Below are 15171 nucleotides of genomic sequence, written 5' to 3' on the forward strand. Positions count from 1 at the left end.
GCATGAGCACTCACTATGACGTCGTCGTTCTAGGCGCGGGTCCCGGGGGATACACGGCTGCGGTCCGCGCCGCCCAGCTTGGCCTCAAGGCTGCGGTCATCGAGGAGAAGTACTGGGGTGGCGTCTGCCTGAACGTGGGCTGTATCCCCTCCAAGGCGCTGCTGCGCAATGCCGAACTGGCCCACATCTTCACCAAGGAGGCCAAGACCTTCGGCATCAACGGCGAGGTCACCTTCGACTACGGCGCCGCCTTCCAGCGCAGCCGGAAGGTCGCCGACGGCCGGGTCAAGGGCGTGCACTTCCTGATGAAGAAGAACGGCATCAAGGAGTACGACGGCCGCGGCCAGTTCCTCGACGCGAACACCCTCCAGGTGAACGGCGAGACGGTCACCTTCTCGCACTGCATCATCGCCGCCGGCGCCACCACCCGGCTCATCCCCGGCACGTCGCTGTCGGAGCGGGTCGTGACCTACGAGGAGCAGATCCTCAGCGAGAACCTGCCGAGCAGCATCATCATCGCCGGCGCGGGCGCCATCGGCGTCGAGTTCGCCTACGTGCTGCACAACTACGGCGTCAAGGTGACGATCGTGGAGTTCCTCGACCGGATCGTGCCGCTGGAGGACGAGGAGGTCTCGGCGGAGCTGGCCAAGCGCTACAAGCGGCTCGGCATCGAGGTGCTCACCTCGACCCGCGTGGAGAACATCGAGGACACCGGCTCGTCGGTCAAGGTCACGGTCACCCGCGACAAGCAGACCCAGGTGCTCGAAGCGGACAAGGTCCTGCAGGCCATCGGTTTCCAGGCGCGGGTCGAGGGCTACGGGCTGGAGAAGACCGGGGTCGCGCTGACCGACAGGGGCGCCATCCAGGTGGACGGCCGGGGCCGTACCAACGTGCCGCACATCTTCGCCATCGGCGACGTCACCGCGAAGCTCATGCTGGCCCACGCCGCCGAGGCCATGGGCGTCATCGCCGCCGAGACGATCGCGGGCGCGGAGACCATGGAGATCGACTTCGCGATGGTGCCGCGGGCCACGTACTGCCAGCCGCAGGTCGCGAGCTTCGGCTACACCGAGACCCAGGCCCGTGACCTGGGATACGACGTCAAGGTCCAGAAGTTCCCCTTCACCGCGAACGGCAAGGCCCACGGCCTGGGCGACGCCAACGGCTTCGTCAAGATCATCGCGGACGACACCCACGGCGAGATCATCGGCGCCCACCTGATCGGCCCCGAGGTCACCGAACTGCTGCCCGAGCTGACCCTGGCCCAGCAGTGGGACCTCACCGTGCACGAGGTGGGCCGCAACATCCACGCCCACCCCACCCTGGGCGAGGCCGTCAAGGAGGCCATCCACGGCCTGGCCGGCCACATGATCAACATGTGAGCGCGGGTCAGACCATCAAGAAAACCCCAGCCATGAGTCTGGGGTTTTCTTGATGCTCTGACCTGATCGGGTACTCGATCGACATGCGACCGCCTACAGGTAGGCGATGCCGACACCGACCAGGACGACGGAGGCGAAGCCCGCCACCGCGCGCAGCGTGTTCCAGCCCGTCCACCGGGGCGCGTACTCGGGGTACGACATGGTGCCCGCGTCCAGCTTGTTGTTCATCGGCACGTTGACGACGACGGTGACCAGGAACGAGCCGACGAAGTTCACGCCGGCGGCGAGGAAGAACCACAGGGCGGCCGGGGAGCCCGCCAGGAACCCGGCCACCAGCGCCGCGACCGGAGCCCCCATGAAGGGGATGTAGAGCCACGGGTTGAGGATCTTCCGGTTGATGCTCCGCATGGCCGTCTCGGCCGCGGCGGGGTCGATGGCGTTGAGTCCGGGCATGACCGACATCGAGAAGGTGTAGAAGAGACCGGCGATGGCGGCGTGCAGGACCAGGGTGATCAGCGCGAGTGTCATCATGCGACCATCGTGGCCCACCCGGCATGAGACGGTCCATGGCCTGAACGCTAATTGCCATACGAGTGCGTCTTACTTCATCCGGGCGGCCATGCCCTCGATCATGAGGTCGAGCCCGTACTCGAACCGTTGCTCCCCGTCGGGGTCGGTCAGCTCGTCCACATAGGTTGTGAGCATGGGGAACTGCTCGGGCGGCAGCGACTGGTAGTAGTCCTTGATCTGGCCCACGAAGTTGCGGATGTACTCCTTGCGGTCGTTCAGCCCCTGGGCGCGCATCCGCGCGAAGTGCAGCGAGCCCTCGAAGGCGTCTCCCGCGATGTAGAGCGACAGCCGGTCCACGGTGAACGAGGCGTCGCGCGGGTCCATCCCGGCCGAGATCAGCAGCGACATCATGTACTCGCCCAGCCTGAGCGCGTTGGGCCCGGTCGGCACCGACGACATGGCCGCCCTGGCGACGTCGGCGTGGCGGCCCAGCACCTGGTGCGACTCCAGCGCGTACGCGCGCAGTTGCGCCTTCCAGTTGGCGGGGTCGGGCTCGCCCACCTCGATCTCACCCAGGATCAGGTCGTAGATCAGCTCCAGCAGCTCGTCCTTGTTGGACACGTGCGCGTACAGCGAGGCCGGGCCCGTGCCGAGCTCCTGGGCGACCCTGCGCATGCTCAGCGCGTCGAGTCCTTCCGAGTCGAGGATCCGCAACCCGGTCTCCACGATCAACGCCTGACTGAGCTGCTGCTTCACCGGTTTGGGCGACTTGCGCCACGGCGGGGTGGGCACTGATGTCATGTTCTCCTCCTCGTGGAACAGTGTACTTGACACGAACGCTGTTCGTCATTAGAACAGTGTCTGTACACGAACGCTGTTCGTTCTAAGAACGTTGTTCCCCAGGAGTTCGCATGACCGTGACCACCGCCGCGGGCACCCCCGCGGACACCCAGCCCTACAGATGGCGCTGGGTCGCCCTCTTCGTCATCCTCGCCGCCGAGGTGATGGACCTGCTCGACGCGCTGATCACCACGATCGCCGCCCCGACCATCCAGCGTGAGCTGGGCGGCTCGAACGCGCTGGTCCAGTGGCTGACCGCCGGCTACGCGCTGGCCATGGCCGTCGGCCTGATCACCGGAGGCCGGCTCGGCGACCTCTACGGCCGCAAGCGCATGTTCGTGATCGGCGCCTTCGGCTTCACCGCCGCCTCGCTGCTGTGCGGCGTCAGCGGCACCCCCGAGATGCTGATCGCCTTCCGCGTCCTGCAAGGACTGTTCGGCGCCGTGATGATCCCGCAGGGCCTCGGCCTGATCAAGGAGATGTTCCCGCCGAGCGAGATCGGCAAGGCGTTCGCCGCCTTCGGCCCCGTCATGACCATCTCGTCCGTCGGCGGGCCCGTGCTCGCCGGCTGGCTCATCGACGCCGACCTGTTCGGCACCGGCTGGCGCATGATCTTCCTGATCAACCTGCCCGTCGGCCTCGCCGCCGCGTTCGCCGCGATCAAGTTCCTGCCCGAGTTCCGGCTCTCCAACGCCACCAAGCTCGACCTGGTCGGCATGCTGCTGGTCTCGGTGGCGGCGTTCCTGCTGATCTTCCCGCTCATCCAGGGACAGGAGCACGACTGGCCCGCCTGGACGTTCGTCTCCATGGGCGCCTCGATCATCGTCTTCGCCCTCTTCGGCCGCTACGAGACCGCCCGCGTGCGCAACGGCAAGGACCCGCTCGTCGTGCCCGCCCTCTTCCGCAAGCGCGCCTTCACCACCGGCCTCATCGCCGGGCTCGCGTTCTTCTCCGGAATGGTCGGCTTCGGCGTGGTCTTCAACCTCTTCACGCAAATCGGCCTCGGCTGGGGACCGCTCCAGGCCGGGCTCGCCGGCCTGCCGCAGGCCATCGGCGGCGTGATCGGCTTCGGCCTCGCGATGTCCGGCCTGCAGGCCAAGCTCGGCCGCGGCCTCATGCAGATCGGCTCGGTCGTGATGGCGCTCGGCGCCGCCACCCTCGCCCTGTTCATCCACCTGAACGGCACGCAGATCGGCTACTGGGAGCTGGCCCCCGGGCTCGCCCTGGTCGGCATCGGCATGGGCCTGACCATGGCGCCGTTCTTCGACATCATCCTGGCGGGCGTCGAACCCCACGAGTCCGGTTCGGCCTCCGGCACCCTCACCGCCGTCCAGCAGCTCGGTGGCGCGCTCGGCGCCGCCGTACTGGGGACGCTGTTCTTCAACCTGCTCAAGAGCCGGATGGCCTTCCCCGACGCGCTCCAGATCACGATCGCGGTGGAGATCGGCCTGCTGGCCGCCACGTTCGCGCTGTCGTTCCTGCTGCCCAGATTCGCCCGCGCGGAAGGACATTGAGCTTGTACGGCACATGCCCCCGGCATACCGGCCGGGGGCATACGATTGTCCCCATGAGCACCACGTACAACGTCACCGGCATGACCTGCGGCCACTGCGTCGCCTCCGTCAAGGAGGAGGTGGGGGAGGTCGCGGGCGTCACCGACGTGGACGTCGACCTGTCCACCGGCCTCGTCACGGTCACCGGCGCCGCCGACGACTCCCTCGTCCGCGCCGCCATCAAGGAAGCCGGCTACCAGGTCACCTGACCCCCGCACAACCATCCTTCCTCCGGGCGTGAACACCTCCGAAGGGGTTTCCAGGACCGTGGGCGGTCACATGCTGGGGCGGGTGGAGGTGGCGCTCTGGGCGAGTTGCTCCACGTGGTCCATGACCTCGGTCACCGAGACGACCCCCGGCCGGTGGGGACGGCCGCGCTGCCAGGGGCTGGGCCCCTCCAGCGACCGGTACTCCACCCCGAGCGCGTCCAGCCGCCCAAGATGCTCGCGGAGCCGTTCAGAGAAATCGGGACCCGCGGACCCCGACCAGCCCACCTCGGCCAGCGCGCACGCCCTCGGCCACGCCTTGTAGTCCAGCGTGCGCGCGTCCGGGATGCGCTCGCTCCACAACTGCGCCTGCAGCCCGAGCACGTGCCGGCGCTCGGCCAGCTCCCATGAGGAGGGCGCGGGGTCGAAGGCGGCCACGTCCGCGACGGTGACCGCGTCGCCGATCGCCAAGGGCTCGTCGGTCGAGGCGGCCTCGGCGTAGTCGAAGTACAACGGGAAGACCGGCGTGGCCACCACGTCGTGCCCGGCCGCCGCGGCCCGCCGCCCGACCGGCATGCCGCGCCACGGCATCACGACGGTGTCCGGCCGTAGGTCGCCGGCCACGAACGCCTCGTCCCACACCACGGCCCGCGTGCCCCGCTCGGCCAGCGCGTCGGCCAGCCGCCGCAGGAACCACGCGTGCAGCGCCGCCACCGACTCCAGCCCCAGCTCCCGGGCGTAGTCGCCGATCTCGGGGGAGGACTCCCACTGGTCGAGGACGACCTCGTCCCCGCCGACGTGCAGGTACGGCGTCTCGCCCAGCGCGCCCAGCAGCTCGTCGAAGATCGTCGTCAGGAACTCGACGGTGGCGGGCAGCGGCGACAGGATCGCGGGGGAGATGCCCCACCGGTCCAGCACCTCGACCGGCTCGCCCGTCGCCCCGAACTCGGGGTGGGCCGCCAGGATCGCCGAGGCGTGCCCCGGCACGTCGATCTCCGGCACGACCGTGACCGCCCGCGCCCGCGCGTACGCGCCGATCTCCGCGAGGTCGTCCAGCGTGTAGTAGCCGCCATGGGGAAGGCCGTCGTACGCCTCCGGCTGGCCGTAATGGTGCGTCGCGGTGCGCGGGCGGTGCGAGGCCACCTCGTGCAGGCGCGGGAAGGCCCGGCTCTCCACCCGCCAGCCCTGGTCGTCGACGAGGTGCAGGTGGAGCCGGTTGAGTTTGTGCACGGCCATCAGGTCCACGACGCGCAGGATCTCCCGCTTGGGGAAGAAGTGCCGCGCCACGTCCACGTGCAGGCCACGCCAGGAGTAGCGGGGCGCGTCCTCGATCCGCACACCGGGCACCCGCCACTCCGCCCCAGCCGTCCAGCGGTAGGAGGCGGCGGGCAGCAACTGGTGCAGCGACTGCCCGGCGTAGAACGCCCCCGCCCGGTCACCGGCCGCGATCTCGACGCCGCGCGAGCCGACCGTCAGCCGGTACGCCTCGGGCCCGAGAGCCGGGTCGAGCCGGATGTCGACGGCGCCGGAGTCGCCCGGCCGCAGGTCGAGGACGGGCAGCGCCAGGCGGGCCGCCTCGACGAGGTCGGCGGGGCCGGACACGACGGCGCCCGTGGCCAGCTCGTAGGAGCCGGACAGGCGGCTCAGCAGATTGGGGCGAGGAATCATGCCTTGAGATACTGCTGCAACCCGTTGGCCAACGCCAACGCGATGCGCTGCCGGAACTCGGGGTCGCGGAACTTCGCGGCCTCACCGGCGTTCTTCATGTTCCCGCACTCGACGAAGATCTTCGGCACCGTCGACAGGTTGAGCCCGCCGAGGTCGTTGCGGAAGTCGAGCGCGTCCTTGCCGATGTAGGTCGAGTACCGCAGGCCCGTGCCCTTCTTGAACGCCTGCCGTACCGCCAGGCCGAGCTTCTTGGAGTCGCCCACCACCGGGTCCACCGGACCGCCGATCTTCTCCGGCATGATCACGTGGAAGCCGTGGTTGCCCGGCGCGGAGCCGTCGGCGTGCACCGAGAGCGCGGCGTCGGCCTTGGCCTTGTTCCCGATGGCCGCGCGCTCGGTGATGCACGGGCCGACGCTGGTGTTGTCGGCCCTGGTCAGCTTCACGCTCGCGCCCCGCTGCTTGAGGATCTTGACCAGGCGGTTGGACACGTCCCAGGTGAAGGCCGCCTCGGTGTAGCGGTCGGCGGTCTCGGTGCCGGTGGTGTCGCACGCCTTCCACTTGGTGAGCACGTTCACCTTGCGGTTGACGGCCTTGGGGTCGCGGAAGTTGCCGCCGTTGTGGCCGGGGTCGATGACGACGACCTTGCCGTCGAGCGGCTTCGCGGCCTTGGCGGTCGCGGCCGGCGCGGGCTGCTGTGGCTGCGCCTGTACGTCCAGGCTCTGGCCGCCCGCGGCGTCACTGTTGGAGACGCCGTTGGCGACGCCCCCGCAGGCGGCGGTGGCCAGGCCGAGCAGGGCGAGAACGGTGGCAGGTAGAGCACGCATGCGCTCCAAGGTACGTCACGATCCGGTATCACCAGACGTGTTCGCCCACTTCCTGCCGCTGGAGCAGGGCCGCGAGCTCCCTCGCGTCCTCCGCGTCGAGGCCGAGCACCACGCGCGGGCGGCCCCACGGATGGTCGAGGGAGTGGGCGACGTAACTGGCCACGGATTCGGCGCCGACGTCGCTCCCCCTGCCCCTGCCGGCGCGCCAGTGTGCCCAGGCGCGTTCGAGCTCGGCCGCCGCGCGCTGGGCACAGGACACCAGTTCTGGATCACGCATGACTGTTCCCCCCGGAAAAGACGCCATGACGCTGACGAGTAAAGCGGGGAGACCCGCCATGGCATCCGGGATTGACCAGCCCTTGGGTAGCTCTTAGGCGGGTCCCGTGCTCCGCCGTACGATCAGCTCGGGGGTGACCTCACGGAGCCTGGCGGCCTTCGAGGGGTCGCCGATGCGGTCGCTGAGCAGGGCCGCGGCCGAGCGGCCCATCGTACGTCTGGGCTGGTCGACCGAGGTGAGCGAGATGTGGCGCGAGGCCGCGAGATGGGTGTTGTCGTAGCCGATCACCGACAGGTCCTCGGGGATGCGCAGCCCGAGGTCCGCCGCCGCCGACATGACACCCAGCGCGACCACGTCGTTGGCCGCGAAGATCGCGGTGGGCCGCGGCTCGCGGGTCAGCAGCGCCGTCGCCGCGTCCCTGCCGCTGTCCTCCGTGCACTCCGCGTGCTCGACCATGATGTACGGCGCCAGCGCGTGCCGCCGCATCGCGACCAGATACCCCTCGCACCGCGAGGAGCGGTTGCCCTCGATGTGCGCGATGCGCTTGTGGCCGTGTTCGACCAGGTGGTCGATGGCAAGCCGGGCGCCGAGCTGGTCGTCGTCGACCACGATGTCGACGCCGTCGAGCTCGATGTCACGTTCCCCTACGACGACCGTGGGCGTGTAGGAGGTCGCCTCGATGAGCGTCTCGCTGGTCGGCGCTATGCCTAAGAGCACCAGGCCGTCGACCCGGAGCTCCAGGAAGGCTTCCACCGCTTCGTCCTCGAACGCGGGGTCCCACTGGCTGTTGCCGATCAGCATGCGTAGCCCGTCGCCGTGCAGGCTCTCCTGGAGCCCGTCGAGAAACTCGGCGTAGAACGGGTTGTGTAGGTCGGCGACGAGCGCGCCGACGAGATGGGTACGGCCTTCGACGAGGCTGCGCGCCACGGCATTGGGGCGGTAGCCGAGCTCGCGCGCTGCCGCGAGCACGGCTTGCCGCCGATGCTCGCTCACGTGGGGGGACCCACGCAGCACGAGTGAGACGAGCGATTTGGAGACGCCTGCTCGCTCGGCGACGTTGCGGATGGTTGGCCTGGGCCGGGGCAGGGTGTCTACCTCGGCGACGGTCGTGTTGACGGGCGGTCCTGACATGTGTCTCCCCCGCGATGCGGATACGGGCACCTGTCTCACTGAACGATCGAGTTCGCCGCAGGGTACGGCTTTCATCAGGTAAGCCTGATCTCGACCCCGGCGGCGGGCGGCCGTTATTGGGCATGGAGTCGGATACTGTGCAGGTGTGACACCCGGGAAGTCCTCCGCCGAAGCGGCGCGCCCCGCACGGCGCAGGCTCAGCGTCGACCGGCGTCGGGAAGAACTCATGGCCGCGGCGCTTGAGCTGTTCAGCAAGCGCGATGCGGAAGACGTCTCCATCGACGACGTGGCGAGCGCCGCGGGCGCCTCACGGGCGCTCGTGTACCACTATTTCGGCGGCAAGCAGGAGCTGTATGTCGCCGCGCTGAAAAGCGCGGCAGAACAGTTGGAGTCCCGGCTTCGGCCGCAGGAGGGCGGCAGGCCGCTCGACGAGCTGGCCGCGGGCCTCAGGCGCTACTTCGACTTCGTCGAGGAGCACGCGGCCGGGTTCGCCGCGCTGCTGCGCGGGGGACCGGCCAACCGGGCCGGCGAGGTCGGCGAGATCGTCGACGGGGTCCGGCAGCGGTTGTTCCGCCTCATCCAGAAGCAGATGCGGGTCGAGCGGCCCACGCCCGTGCTGCGCACCACGATCGTGTCGTGGATCGCCTCCGTGGAGACGGCGGGGCTGGACTGGCTGGAGCACCGCGACATCGAGCGTCCCGTGCTGGAGAAGATGCTCGTGGACCAGATGATCGCGCTGCTCGGCGTCGCGGCCACCTACGACCACGAGGTGCGGACCCTGTTCGAGAGCCTGGCGAGCAAGCAGTTCCCCGCCTGACCCGGAGCGGGAAGGATGGCGCCGGGCGGGCGGCGCCAACTCCCGTTTGCGTCCCCCGACGCGCGGGGCGACATGACGTCGTCACGCTGGTGGACCGGGCCGGAGACCCTGGCCCACCGTGAAACCCCCCTATAGGTCCGTGACGACCTCGGAGTTACTCCGAGCGCTGCTGCGGAATCCCCGCCAGCAGCGCCCGGACCTCGGTCTCCCGGTATCGCCGGTGACCGCCGAGGGTACGAATCGACGTCAACTTGCCCGCCTTGGCCCACCGGGTAACGGTCTTGGGGTCGACCCTGAACATGGTCGCGACCTCGGCGGGCGTGAGCAGTGGCTCGGCCTCGGGTGTACGAGCTGACATTTGTGCGGCCTCTCCTCCGTGTGGACCGGCATCTGCGATCCTGCGACTGCCTTTGCGCGTGTCACGGATGTCCCCCTATGGCCCAGAGCGTGCGGCTTTTCTGAGCCATATGCGGCATCACCCGAAGTGACCATACCGCCACGCAGAGCGATTGGCGAGCCCTTCTTTGACCCAACTGCCCGCCCACATGGCGATGTCACGCTCGGTGATTCTAGCGACACGTTTCGTGGTATCGCAGTGAAAACGGCAAACTACTCAGTTCGCAGAAGCCAGCAGGCCTGACACGTGACCCACTCATGCCATGCTCTTGCTGGTCAGGACCCCTGTATGGGGTTCAGTTGGCAGATTCCAGAAGTTGCATTGACTTCCAGCGCAGGATCACCCGCTGATACATCGCGAACGCAAGTTCTTCTTGACCCGTGTCCAAACCGGTCAAAGCGGCAGAAAGCTCCGCTACAGACTGGTCCGCCTGAAGCGCGTCGTCGTCCATCAGATGGACGAGACCGCCGTAGTCGAGTTCGACCAGCGAGTGCGGATGGAACTCCTCCAGCCAGCGGGCCACGTCCTCCACGTCGAGCCCCGCCGCGACGTCGCCCAGATGCTTGCGCAGCACCTGCAGCGCCTTGGCCGAGCGCCGCCTGGCCTGCGCCATGGAGGTCACGTAGATGAGGTTGCGGCCGGTGGTCGTGGTGAGGTCCTGGCCCTTGGGCGGCGTGGAGCCCAGCACCAGCCACCGCTCGTTGCCGTCGAAAGGGATGAACCACGCCGGTGGCACGTGCCAGGTCGTGGTCCTGATGTGGGTGCGCAGCACCGACGAGCCACCCGTGCGCTTGAACCGGTCGAAGTCGTCGGCCGTCTGCTCGGCGATCGTCTTCGGGACGAAACGGTCCATCATCTTCACCGGAACCGTCCCGCGCAGCCGTGAGAACGCCAGCCACGAGCGCAGCCGCGTCTGCCAGGGGCAGACGTACAGGCGATCCTCAACGCGGCGCAAATAGGCGTTGGGGCTCTCCTGGGCGGGTGCGGGGTGCGGCGGCATGCCGAGCAGACGCCGGACGGACTCGCCGTGCTCGGCCTGCAGCGCGGTCGCCCGGCGCGGGCGGTCGCGCGACTCGGCGTATTCGGCCCAGACCTTCCGCTCAGACTCGCTGAAGGCGGTCAGCGGCTCATAGACGCGGAGGTACGCGGCGTAGGGCAGCACGGAAGGCATCGTGTCATGAAGACAGCCTGCTTGCACCGTTGCTGCCACTACCCTGAGAGGTGATCTCCGCCGCGAAGGGGCGGCGGAACCGGACAGGGAGTCACTACCGTGACCGACGTCTTCGGCACGTCCCACAAGGACGTTCACGAACAGGTCGTCTTCTGCGCCGACGAGCAGAGCGGCCTCCGCGCCATCATCGCGATCCACAACACCCAGCTCGGCCCGGCCCTCGGGGGCACGCGTTTCTACCCCTACGAGAGCGAGGGGGCGGCGCTGGCCGACGTACTGAACCTGGCCAAGGGCATGGCGTACAAGAACGCCCTCGCCGGCCTCGACCACGGCGGCGGCAAGGCCGTCATCATCGGCGACCCCGCGACGCAGAAGACCGAGCCCCTGCTGCGGGCCTACGGCCGCTTCATCGAGTCGCTCGGCGGGCGCTACATCACCGCCTGCGACGTCGGCACCTTCAGCCCCGACATGGACGTCGTCGCCAGGGAGTCGCGCTTCGTCACCGGCCGCACCGTGGAGCACGGCGGCGCCGGCGACTCCTCGATCCTCACCTCGTTCGGCGTCTTCCAGGGCATGCGCGCCTCGGCCGAGCGGGTCTACGGCACGCCGTCGCTGCACGGCAGGCGGGTCGGCGTCGAGGGCGTGGGCAAGGTCGGCCACCGGCTGGTCGACCTCCTGCGCGAGGACGGCGCCGAGGTGGTGGTCTGCGACGTCAGCGAGGCGGCGATCGAGCGGGTGCGCCTGCGCCACCCCGAGGTCGAGGTGGTGGCCGACGCCGCCGCCATGGCCGTCGCCGACATCGACGTCTTCGCGCCCTGCGCGCTGGGCGGCGCGCTGACCGACTCGGTCGTGGAGACGCTCCGCGCCAAGATCGTGTGCGGCGCGGCCAACAACCAGCTCGCCCACCCCGGCGTGGAGAAGCAGCTCGCCGACCGCGGCATCCTCTACGCTCCCGACTACGTGGTGAACTCCGGCGGGGTCATCCAGGTCGCGGACGAGATCGAGGGCTTCAACATGGACCGCGCGCGCTCCAGGGCGGCCAGGATCTACGACACGACTTTGAAGATCTTCGGAATCGCCGCGGAGGAGGGCGTACCTCCGGCTGTCGCAGCCGATAGGCTGGCAGAGCGCAGAATGTCGGAAGTCGGGCGAATCAGGGGCATTTGGCTGGGCGCCTGACGCCCCGCGCCCATACGACGTACCGAGCTGGGCACAAAACAGGTACGGTAATAGGCGAACGAGAGGCTGACGTCCGAAGACAGCGGCGTCAGCGAGTGGTGCGTTAGCGACGAGGGGTCGGGGACGACCCCACACGAGGGGGTCGAGCCAATGGGGCGCGGCCGAGCAAAGGCCAAGCAGGTCAAGGTTGCTCGCCAGCTGAAGTACAACAGCGGTGGCACAGATCTTGAACGTCTTCGCGATGAACTCGGGGTCGGAGACTCCAGCCACAACGACGACGACGCCGACGACCTCAACGATGAGCTGGCGGATCGCTATGCCGATTACGCCGACGACTACGGCGCTGAGGACGACGACGACGACCGTACGTCCGGCCGCCGGTAGCCGCTCTCCCGGTTGACGTCTTTCATCAGGCACCCGGCGCGACAACCCCGCGCCGGGTGCCTGTGTGATGTGATCCACTCATGAGCATGCCCTTGAGTGACATCGCCAGGAAGATCCTTGACGCTCCCAACATCGGCATCCTGGCCACCCTCAACCCCGACGGCAGCCCGCAGACCTCCGTGGTGTGGGTGGGCACGGACGGGGACGACGTCGTGATCTCCTCCCAGGCGGGCCGGCGGAAGGTCCGCAACCTGGAGCGCGACCCGCGCGCCAGCCTCAGCGTGTTCGACCTGGCGGACCCCGACCAGTACGTCGAGGTCCGCGGGGTGGCGACGGTCGCCGAGGACGAGGGCCGGCGGCTGGCGGTGGAGCTGGCGGAGAAGTACGAGGGCGAGGGCGCCGGTCAGGAGTACCTGGACCTGCCCCCGGACGTGGTCCGCGTGGTGGTCAGGCTGGCTCCCCGGCGTGTGATCGGTCACACGGGCTGACCCTGCCGGTAGTGCAGGTGCACCACCCCGGTGGTGAAGGTGGCCGAGCCGGCCAGCTCCAGCGGCAGGCGGCCGGTCGACGCGTCGAACAGCCTGGTCCCCGTTCCCAGCACGATCGGGTGGACGTACAGGTGCAGGTCGTCGACCAGCCCGGCGGCGAGCAGCGCGCGGGTGAGCGTGACGCTGCCGGTCATGCCGATGTTCCCGCCGGGCCCCGCCTTGATCCGGCGCAGTTCCTCGACCGCGTCGCCGCCGATCAGGGTGGAGTTGTTCCAGTCCGCGGCGCGCAGGGTGGTCGAGACGACCAGCTTGGCGACGTTGTTGAGGTGGTCGGCCATCGGGTCGCTGCGGTGGGGCCACGTCGAGGCGAACGCCTCGTACGTGGCCCGCCCGAGCAGCAGGGTGTCGGAGCCGGCCTGCTGGGCCATGACGGCCGTGGTCATCTCGTCGTTGACGTAGGGGAAGTGCCACTTCTCCGGCGACTCCACCACTCCGTCCAGCGAGACGAACAGTCCAGCGACGATCTTCCTCATCTTCGTTCTCCTTCTCGGTGGTCTCTGCTTCCACGTCGATCGGGAGATGTGACAGGGAACGCGGGCCGCGGTCAGCCCTTGCGCAGGATCGCCACGCCGTCGCCCGACAACTCGTCGAGATAGGCGTCCCGCCCGGTCATCGCCATGATCAGGGCCAGCGTCGAGCCGGTCACCGACGGCCCGGAGCCGCTCGCGAACGGCCCGTCGTCGGCGGCCAGCCGCAGCCCGCGCACCCGCCCCTTGGCCAGGACGATCTGGTCGGAGCCCACGTAGTACTCGGCCAGGCGGGTGAGCGTGCCGATCGGGTGGTCGCGGCGGATGCCCAGCGGGCGGCGGATGTCCGCGCCGTGGACGACGGTCTCGCCCAGCATCGCGATGAGCGGCAGCGGCGGCTTGGTCCTGCTCGTCACCGCGGCGCGGAAGCGCTCCAGCGTCTCCGCCGGCGACCCGCCCAACTGCTCGCGCAGCCGCATCACCACCTGCCGGTCGAAGTCGAACCGGCACCGCACCACGCCCGCCAGCCACCGCATCGGGGTGAGCCGGGCGCCCGAGGTCAGATGGGCCAGCACCTCGCGCACGCTCAGCCCCTCGCACAGGGACGGCGTCGCCCACCCCTCGTCCGTCAGCGCCGCCAGATCGGCCGCCAGAGCCGCCCGCTCGGCGTGGATCAGCGCCCAAAGTCCGGAATCTGTCATGTCAGAGCACCTCCTGTCGTCGCCAGGTAGGACTGCGGGCATGATGCAGAATCGTCGCCTGTGACGGAAAACACCGATCTGGCGCGGGCGCGGGCGGGGGACGACGCGGCGTTCACCCGGCTCGTCCAGCCGCTCCGGCGGGAACTGCACGCCCACTGCTACCGGATGCTCGGCTCCGCGCACGACGCCGACGACGCCGTGCAGGAGGCGCTGCTGCGGGCCTGGCGCGGGCTGGCCCGCTTCGAGGGGCGCTCGACGCTGCGGTCCTGGCTGTACACGGTGGCCACCCGGACCTGCCTGGATCTGGTTAAGGGGCGTGAGCGGCGGGCCATGCCCGTGGACCTCGGGCCGTCCAGTGAGCACGCGGTGCTCGACGCGGCTCCGGTGACCGAGCAGCGGTGGCTGGGGCCGTACCCGGACGTGGGGTTGAGCTATGAGCAGCGTGAGGCCGTCGAGCTCGCGTTCGTGGCGGCGCTGCAGCACCTTCCGGGCAACCAGCGTGCCGCGCTGCTGCTGTTCGACGTGCTGGGGTTCTCGGCCGCGGAGATCGCCGCGATGATGGACGCCTCGACGGCCTCCGTGAACTCCGCCCTGGCGCGGGCGCGCAGGGTCGTGGCCGAGCGGGTGCCGGGGCCCGGCGGGCAGGCCGGCGGCGACGCCCGCGCCCGGCAGCTCGCCACGGGGTTCGCGACCGCGCTCGAACGGGGTGACGCCGACGCGCTGGTGGCGCTGCTCACCGCCGACGTCACCTGGTCGATGCCGCCGCTGTCCCAGTGGTACGGCGGGCTGCCCGCGGTCACCGACTTCGCGGTCGAGGTGCCGCTGACCCGGTGCCCGAGCTGGCGCCACCTGCCCACGAGCGCGAACGGCCGGCCCGCCGTGGCCTTCTACCTCGGCGAGTCGGCCGGCGCCGTGCACGGGGCCTGGTCGATCACGCTGTTCGGGATACGCGACGACCGGATCGCCGAGATCACGTCCTTCCTCGGCGCCGACCACTTCCCGGCCTTCGACCTGCCCGTGGAGCTGCCCTGAGCGCCTTCCGGCACGCCGGCCCGCCCGTGGAGCTGTCCTGAGCGCGTCAGGCGTCTCCGAGCGGGGCCAGGCGTTTCTGAGCGC

Annotated in this window: 18 protein-coding genes; 8 read left to right on the forward strand and 10 right to left on the reverse strand. The window is 69.4% G+C overall.

What is annotated here, in order from left to right; genetic code table 11:
* The first annotated feature begins 2 nt into the window (after positions 1-2).
* Positions 3-1382, forward strand: coding sequence for a dihydrolipoyl dehydrogenase (gene lpdA / locus ACIBEJ_RS46850; protein WP_397189488.1), 1380 nt, complete (start codon positions 3-5; stop codon positions 1380-1382).
* Between the two features lie 93 nt (positions 1383-1475).
* On the opposite strand, the gene ACIBEJ_RS46855 is transcribed toward lpdA, so the two are convergent.
* Together ACIBEJ_RS46855 and ACIBEJ_RS46860 are read right to left on the reverse strand one after the other, a co-directional pair.
* Complete coding sequence (locus ACIBEJ_RS46855) at positions 1476-1913, reverse strand: DUF1772 domain-containing protein (RefSeq protein ID WP_397189489.1); 438 nt, start codon at positions 1911-1913, stop codon at positions 1476-1478.
* Positions 1914-1982: 69 nt separating this feature from the next.
* Positions 1983-2693 (reverse strand): TetR/AcrR family transcriptional regulator C-terminal domain-containing protein, encoded by a 711-nt coding sequence (locus tag ACIBEJ_RS46860; protein ID WP_397189490.1) that lies wholly within the window; start codon positions 2691-2693, stop codon positions 1983-1985.
* 110 nt (positions 2694-2803) lie between these two features.
* On the opposite strand from ACIBEJ_RS46860, the gene ACIBEJ_RS46865 reads away from it, so the two are divergent.
* Positions 2804-4246 carry a DHA2 family efflux MFS transporter permease subunit gene (locus ACIBEJ_RS46865; protein WP_397189491.1) on the forward strand — a complete coding sequence of 481 codons (1443 nt, stop codon included), beginning with the start codon at positions 2804-2806 and terminating at the stop codon, positions 4244-4246.
* A gap of 53 nt (positions 4247-4299) precedes the next feature.
* Positions 4300-4494, forward strand: a complete 195-nt coding sequence (locus ACIBEJ_RS46870) for a heavy-metal-associated domain-containing protein (protein ID WP_397189492.1) — start codon at positions 4300-4302, stop codon at positions 4492-4494.
* A 66-nt stretch (positions 4495-4560) separates the two neighbouring features.
* Here ACIBEJ_RS46870 and ACIBEJ_RS46875 read toward each other — a convergent pair whose 3' ends face one another.
* The 4 genes from ACIBEJ_RS46875 to ACIBEJ_RS46890 all read right to left on the reverse strand — a co-directional run bounded on the left by ACIBEJ_RS46875 (position 4561) and on the right by ACIBEJ_RS46890 (position 8391).
* Positions 4561-6159 (reverse strand): beta-N-acetylhexosaminidase, encoded by a 1599-nt coding sequence (locus ACIBEJ_RS46875; protein WP_397189493.1) that lies wholly within the window; start codon positions 6157-6159, stop codon positions 4561-4563.
* The gene (locus ACIBEJ_RS46880) at positions 6156-6983 is read right to left on the reverse strand and encodes an N-acetylmuramoyl-L-alanine amidase (protein ID WP_397189494.1); all 828 of its coding nucleotides are present in this window, start codon (positions 6981-6983) and stop codon (positions 6156-6158) included. The genes ACIBEJ_RS46875 and ACIBEJ_RS46880 overlap by 4 nt, the downstream gene beginning before the upstream one ends.
* Before the next feature lie 28 nt (positions 6984-7011).
* Positions 7012-7260, reverse strand: a complete 249-nt coding sequence (locus ACIBEJ_RS46885) for a hypothetical protein (protein ID WP_184970160.1) — start codon at positions 7258-7260, stop codon at positions 7012-7014.
* Between the two features lie 93 nt (positions 7261-7353).
* The gene (locus ACIBEJ_RS46890; RefSeq protein WP_397189495.1) at positions 7354-8391 is read right to left on the reverse strand and encodes a LacI family DNA-binding transcriptional regulator; all 1038 of its coding nucleotides are present in this window, start codon (positions 8389-8391) and stop codon (positions 7354-7356) included.
* A gap of 145 nt (positions 8392-8536) precedes the next feature.
* Here ACIBEJ_RS46890 and ACIBEJ_RS46895 point away from each other — a divergent pair, with 145 nt between their 5' ends.
* Positions 8537-9208 carry a TetR/AcrR family transcriptional regulator gene (locus ACIBEJ_RS46895; protein WP_397189496.1) on the forward strand — a complete coding sequence of 224 codons (672 nt, stop codon included), beginning with the start codon at positions 8537-8539 and terminating at the stop codon, positions 9206-9208.
* A 154-nt stretch (positions 9209-9362) separates the two neighbouring features.
* Here ACIBEJ_RS46895 and bldC read toward each other — a convergent pair whose 3' ends face one another.
* Together bldC and ACIBEJ_RS46905 are read right to left on the reverse strand one after the other, a co-directional pair.
* Complete coding sequence (bldC, locus tag ACIBEJ_RS46900) at positions 9363-9566, reverse strand: developmental transcriptional regulator BldC (protein ID WP_013133571.1); 204 nt, start codon at positions 9564-9566, stop codon at positions 9363-9365.
* A 334-nt stretch (positions 9567-9900) separates the two neighbouring features.
* Positions 9901-10767: a hypothetical protein gene (locus ACIBEJ_RS46905; protein ID WP_397189548.1), complete on the reverse strand. Its 867-nt coding sequence runs from the start codon at positions 10765-10767 to the stop codon at positions 9901-9903.
* A 108-nt stretch (positions 10768-10875) separates the two neighbouring features.
* On the opposite strand from ACIBEJ_RS46905, the gene ACIBEJ_RS46910 reads away from it, so the two are divergent.
* From ACIBEJ_RS46910 to ACIBEJ_RS46920, 3 genes are all read left to right on the forward strand, one after another.
* Complete coding sequence (locus ACIBEJ_RS46910) at positions 10876-11955, forward strand: Leu/Phe/Val dehydrogenase (protein WP_397189497.1); 1080 nt, start codon at positions 10876-10878, stop codon at positions 11953-11955.
* Between the two features lie 150 nt (positions 11956-12105).
* A complete protein-coding gene (locus ACIBEJ_RS46915; protein WP_397189498.1) occupies positions 12106-12339 on the forward strand; it encodes a DUF3073 domain-containing protein in 234 nt (77 codons plus the stop codon).
* A gap of 80 nt (positions 12340-12419) precedes the next feature.
* Entirely contained in the window at positions 12420-12827 is a 408-nt protein-coding gene (locus ACIBEJ_RS46920; RefSeq protein ID WP_397189499.1) for a PPOX class F420-dependent oxidoreductase, read from the forward strand.
* Here ACIBEJ_RS46920 and ACIBEJ_RS46925 read toward each other — a convergent pair.
* A complete protein-coding gene (locus ACIBEJ_RS46925) occupies positions 12815-13360 on the reverse strand; it encodes a dihydrofolate reductase family protein (RefSeq protein ID WP_397189500.1) in 546 nt (181 codons plus the stop codon). The genes ACIBEJ_RS46920 and ACIBEJ_RS46925 overlap by 13 nt on opposite strands.
* A gap of 71 nt (positions 13361-13431) precedes the next feature.
* A complete protein-coding gene (locus ACIBEJ_RS46930; RefSeq protein ID WP_397189501.1) occupies positions 13432-14055 on the reverse strand; it encodes a maleylpyruvate isomerase family mycothiol-dependent enzyme in 624 nt (207 codons plus the stop codon).
* 60 nt (positions 14056-14115) lie between these two features.
* Between ACIBEJ_RS46930 and ACIBEJ_RS46935 the strand changes: the two genes are divergently transcribed.
* Entirely contained in the window at positions 14116-15087 is a 972-nt protein-coding gene (locus ACIBEJ_RS46935; RefSeq protein ID WP_397189502.1) for a sigma-70 family RNA polymerase sigma factor, read from the forward strand.
* Positions 15088-15171: the final 84 nt, after the last annotated feature.

This window comes from Nonomuraea sp. NPDC050790 (genome assembly GCF_044456745.1).
Taxonomy (GTDB): Bacteria; Actinomycetota; Actinomycetes; order Streptosporangiales; family Streptosporangiaceae; genus Nonomuraea.

What these genes read in the sequence shown, in the direction of transcription:
- lpdA (WP_397189488.1), top strand. Translation starts at nt 3, where the DNA reads ATGAGCACTCACTATGACGTCGTCGTTCTAGGCGCGGGTCCCGGGGGA.
- ACIBEJ_RS46855 (WP_397189489.1), bottom strand. Translation starts at nt 1,913, where the DNA reads ATGATGACACTCGCGCTGATCACCCTGGTCCTGCACGCCGCCATCGCC.
- ACIBEJ_RS46860 (WP_397189490.1), bottom strand. Translation starts at nt 2,693, where the DNA reads ATGACATCAGTGCCCACCCCGCCGTGGCGCAAGTCGCCCAAACCGGTG.
- ACIBEJ_RS46865 (WP_397189491.1), top strand. Translation starts at nt 2,804, where the DNA reads ATGACCGTGACCACCGCCGCGGGCACCCCCGCGGACACCCAGCCCTAC.
- ACIBEJ_RS46870 (WP_397189492.1), top strand. Translation starts at nt 4,300, where the DNA reads ATGAGCACCACGTACAACGTCACCGGCATGACCTGCGGCCACTGCGTC.
- ACIBEJ_RS46875 (WP_397189493.1), bottom strand. Translation starts at nt 6,159, where the DNA reads ATGATTCCTCGCCCCAATCTGCTGAGCCGCCTGTCCGGCTCCTACGAG.
- ACIBEJ_RS46880 (WP_397189494.1), bottom strand. Translation starts at nt 6,983, where the DNA reads ATGCGTGCTCTACCTGCCACCGTTCTCGCCCTGCTCGGCCTGGCCACC.
- ACIBEJ_RS46885 (WP_184970160.1), bottom strand. Translation starts at nt 7,260, where the DNA reads ATGCGTGATCCAGAACTGGTGTCCTGTGCCCAGCGCGCGGCGGCCGAG.
- ACIBEJ_RS46890 (WP_397189495.1), bottom strand. Translation starts at nt 8,391, where the DNA reads ATGTCAGGACCGCCCGTCAACACGACCGTCGCCGAGGTAGACACCCTG.
- bldC (WP_013133571.1), bottom strand. Translation starts at nt 9,566, where the DNA reads ATGTCAGCTCGTACACCCGAGGCCGAGCCACTGCTCACGCCCGCCGAG.
- ACIBEJ_RS46915 (WP_397189498.1), top strand. Translation starts at nt 12,106, where the DNA reads ATGGGGCGCGGCCGAGCAAAGGCCAAGCAGGTCAAGGTTGCTCGCCAG.
- ACIBEJ_RS46920 (WP_397189499.1), top strand. Translation starts at nt 12,420, where the DNA reads ATGAGCATGCCCTTGAGTGACATCGCCAGGAAGATCCTTGACGCTCCC.
- ACIBEJ_RS46925 (WP_397189500.1), bottom strand. Translation starts at nt 13,360, where the DNA reads ATGAGGAAGATCGTCGCTGGACTGTTCGTCTCGCTGGACGGAGTGGTG.
- ACIBEJ_RS46930 (WP_397189501.1), bottom strand. Translation starts at nt 14,055, where the DNA reads ATGACAGATTCCGGACTTTGGGCGCTGATCCACGCCGAGCGGGCGGCT.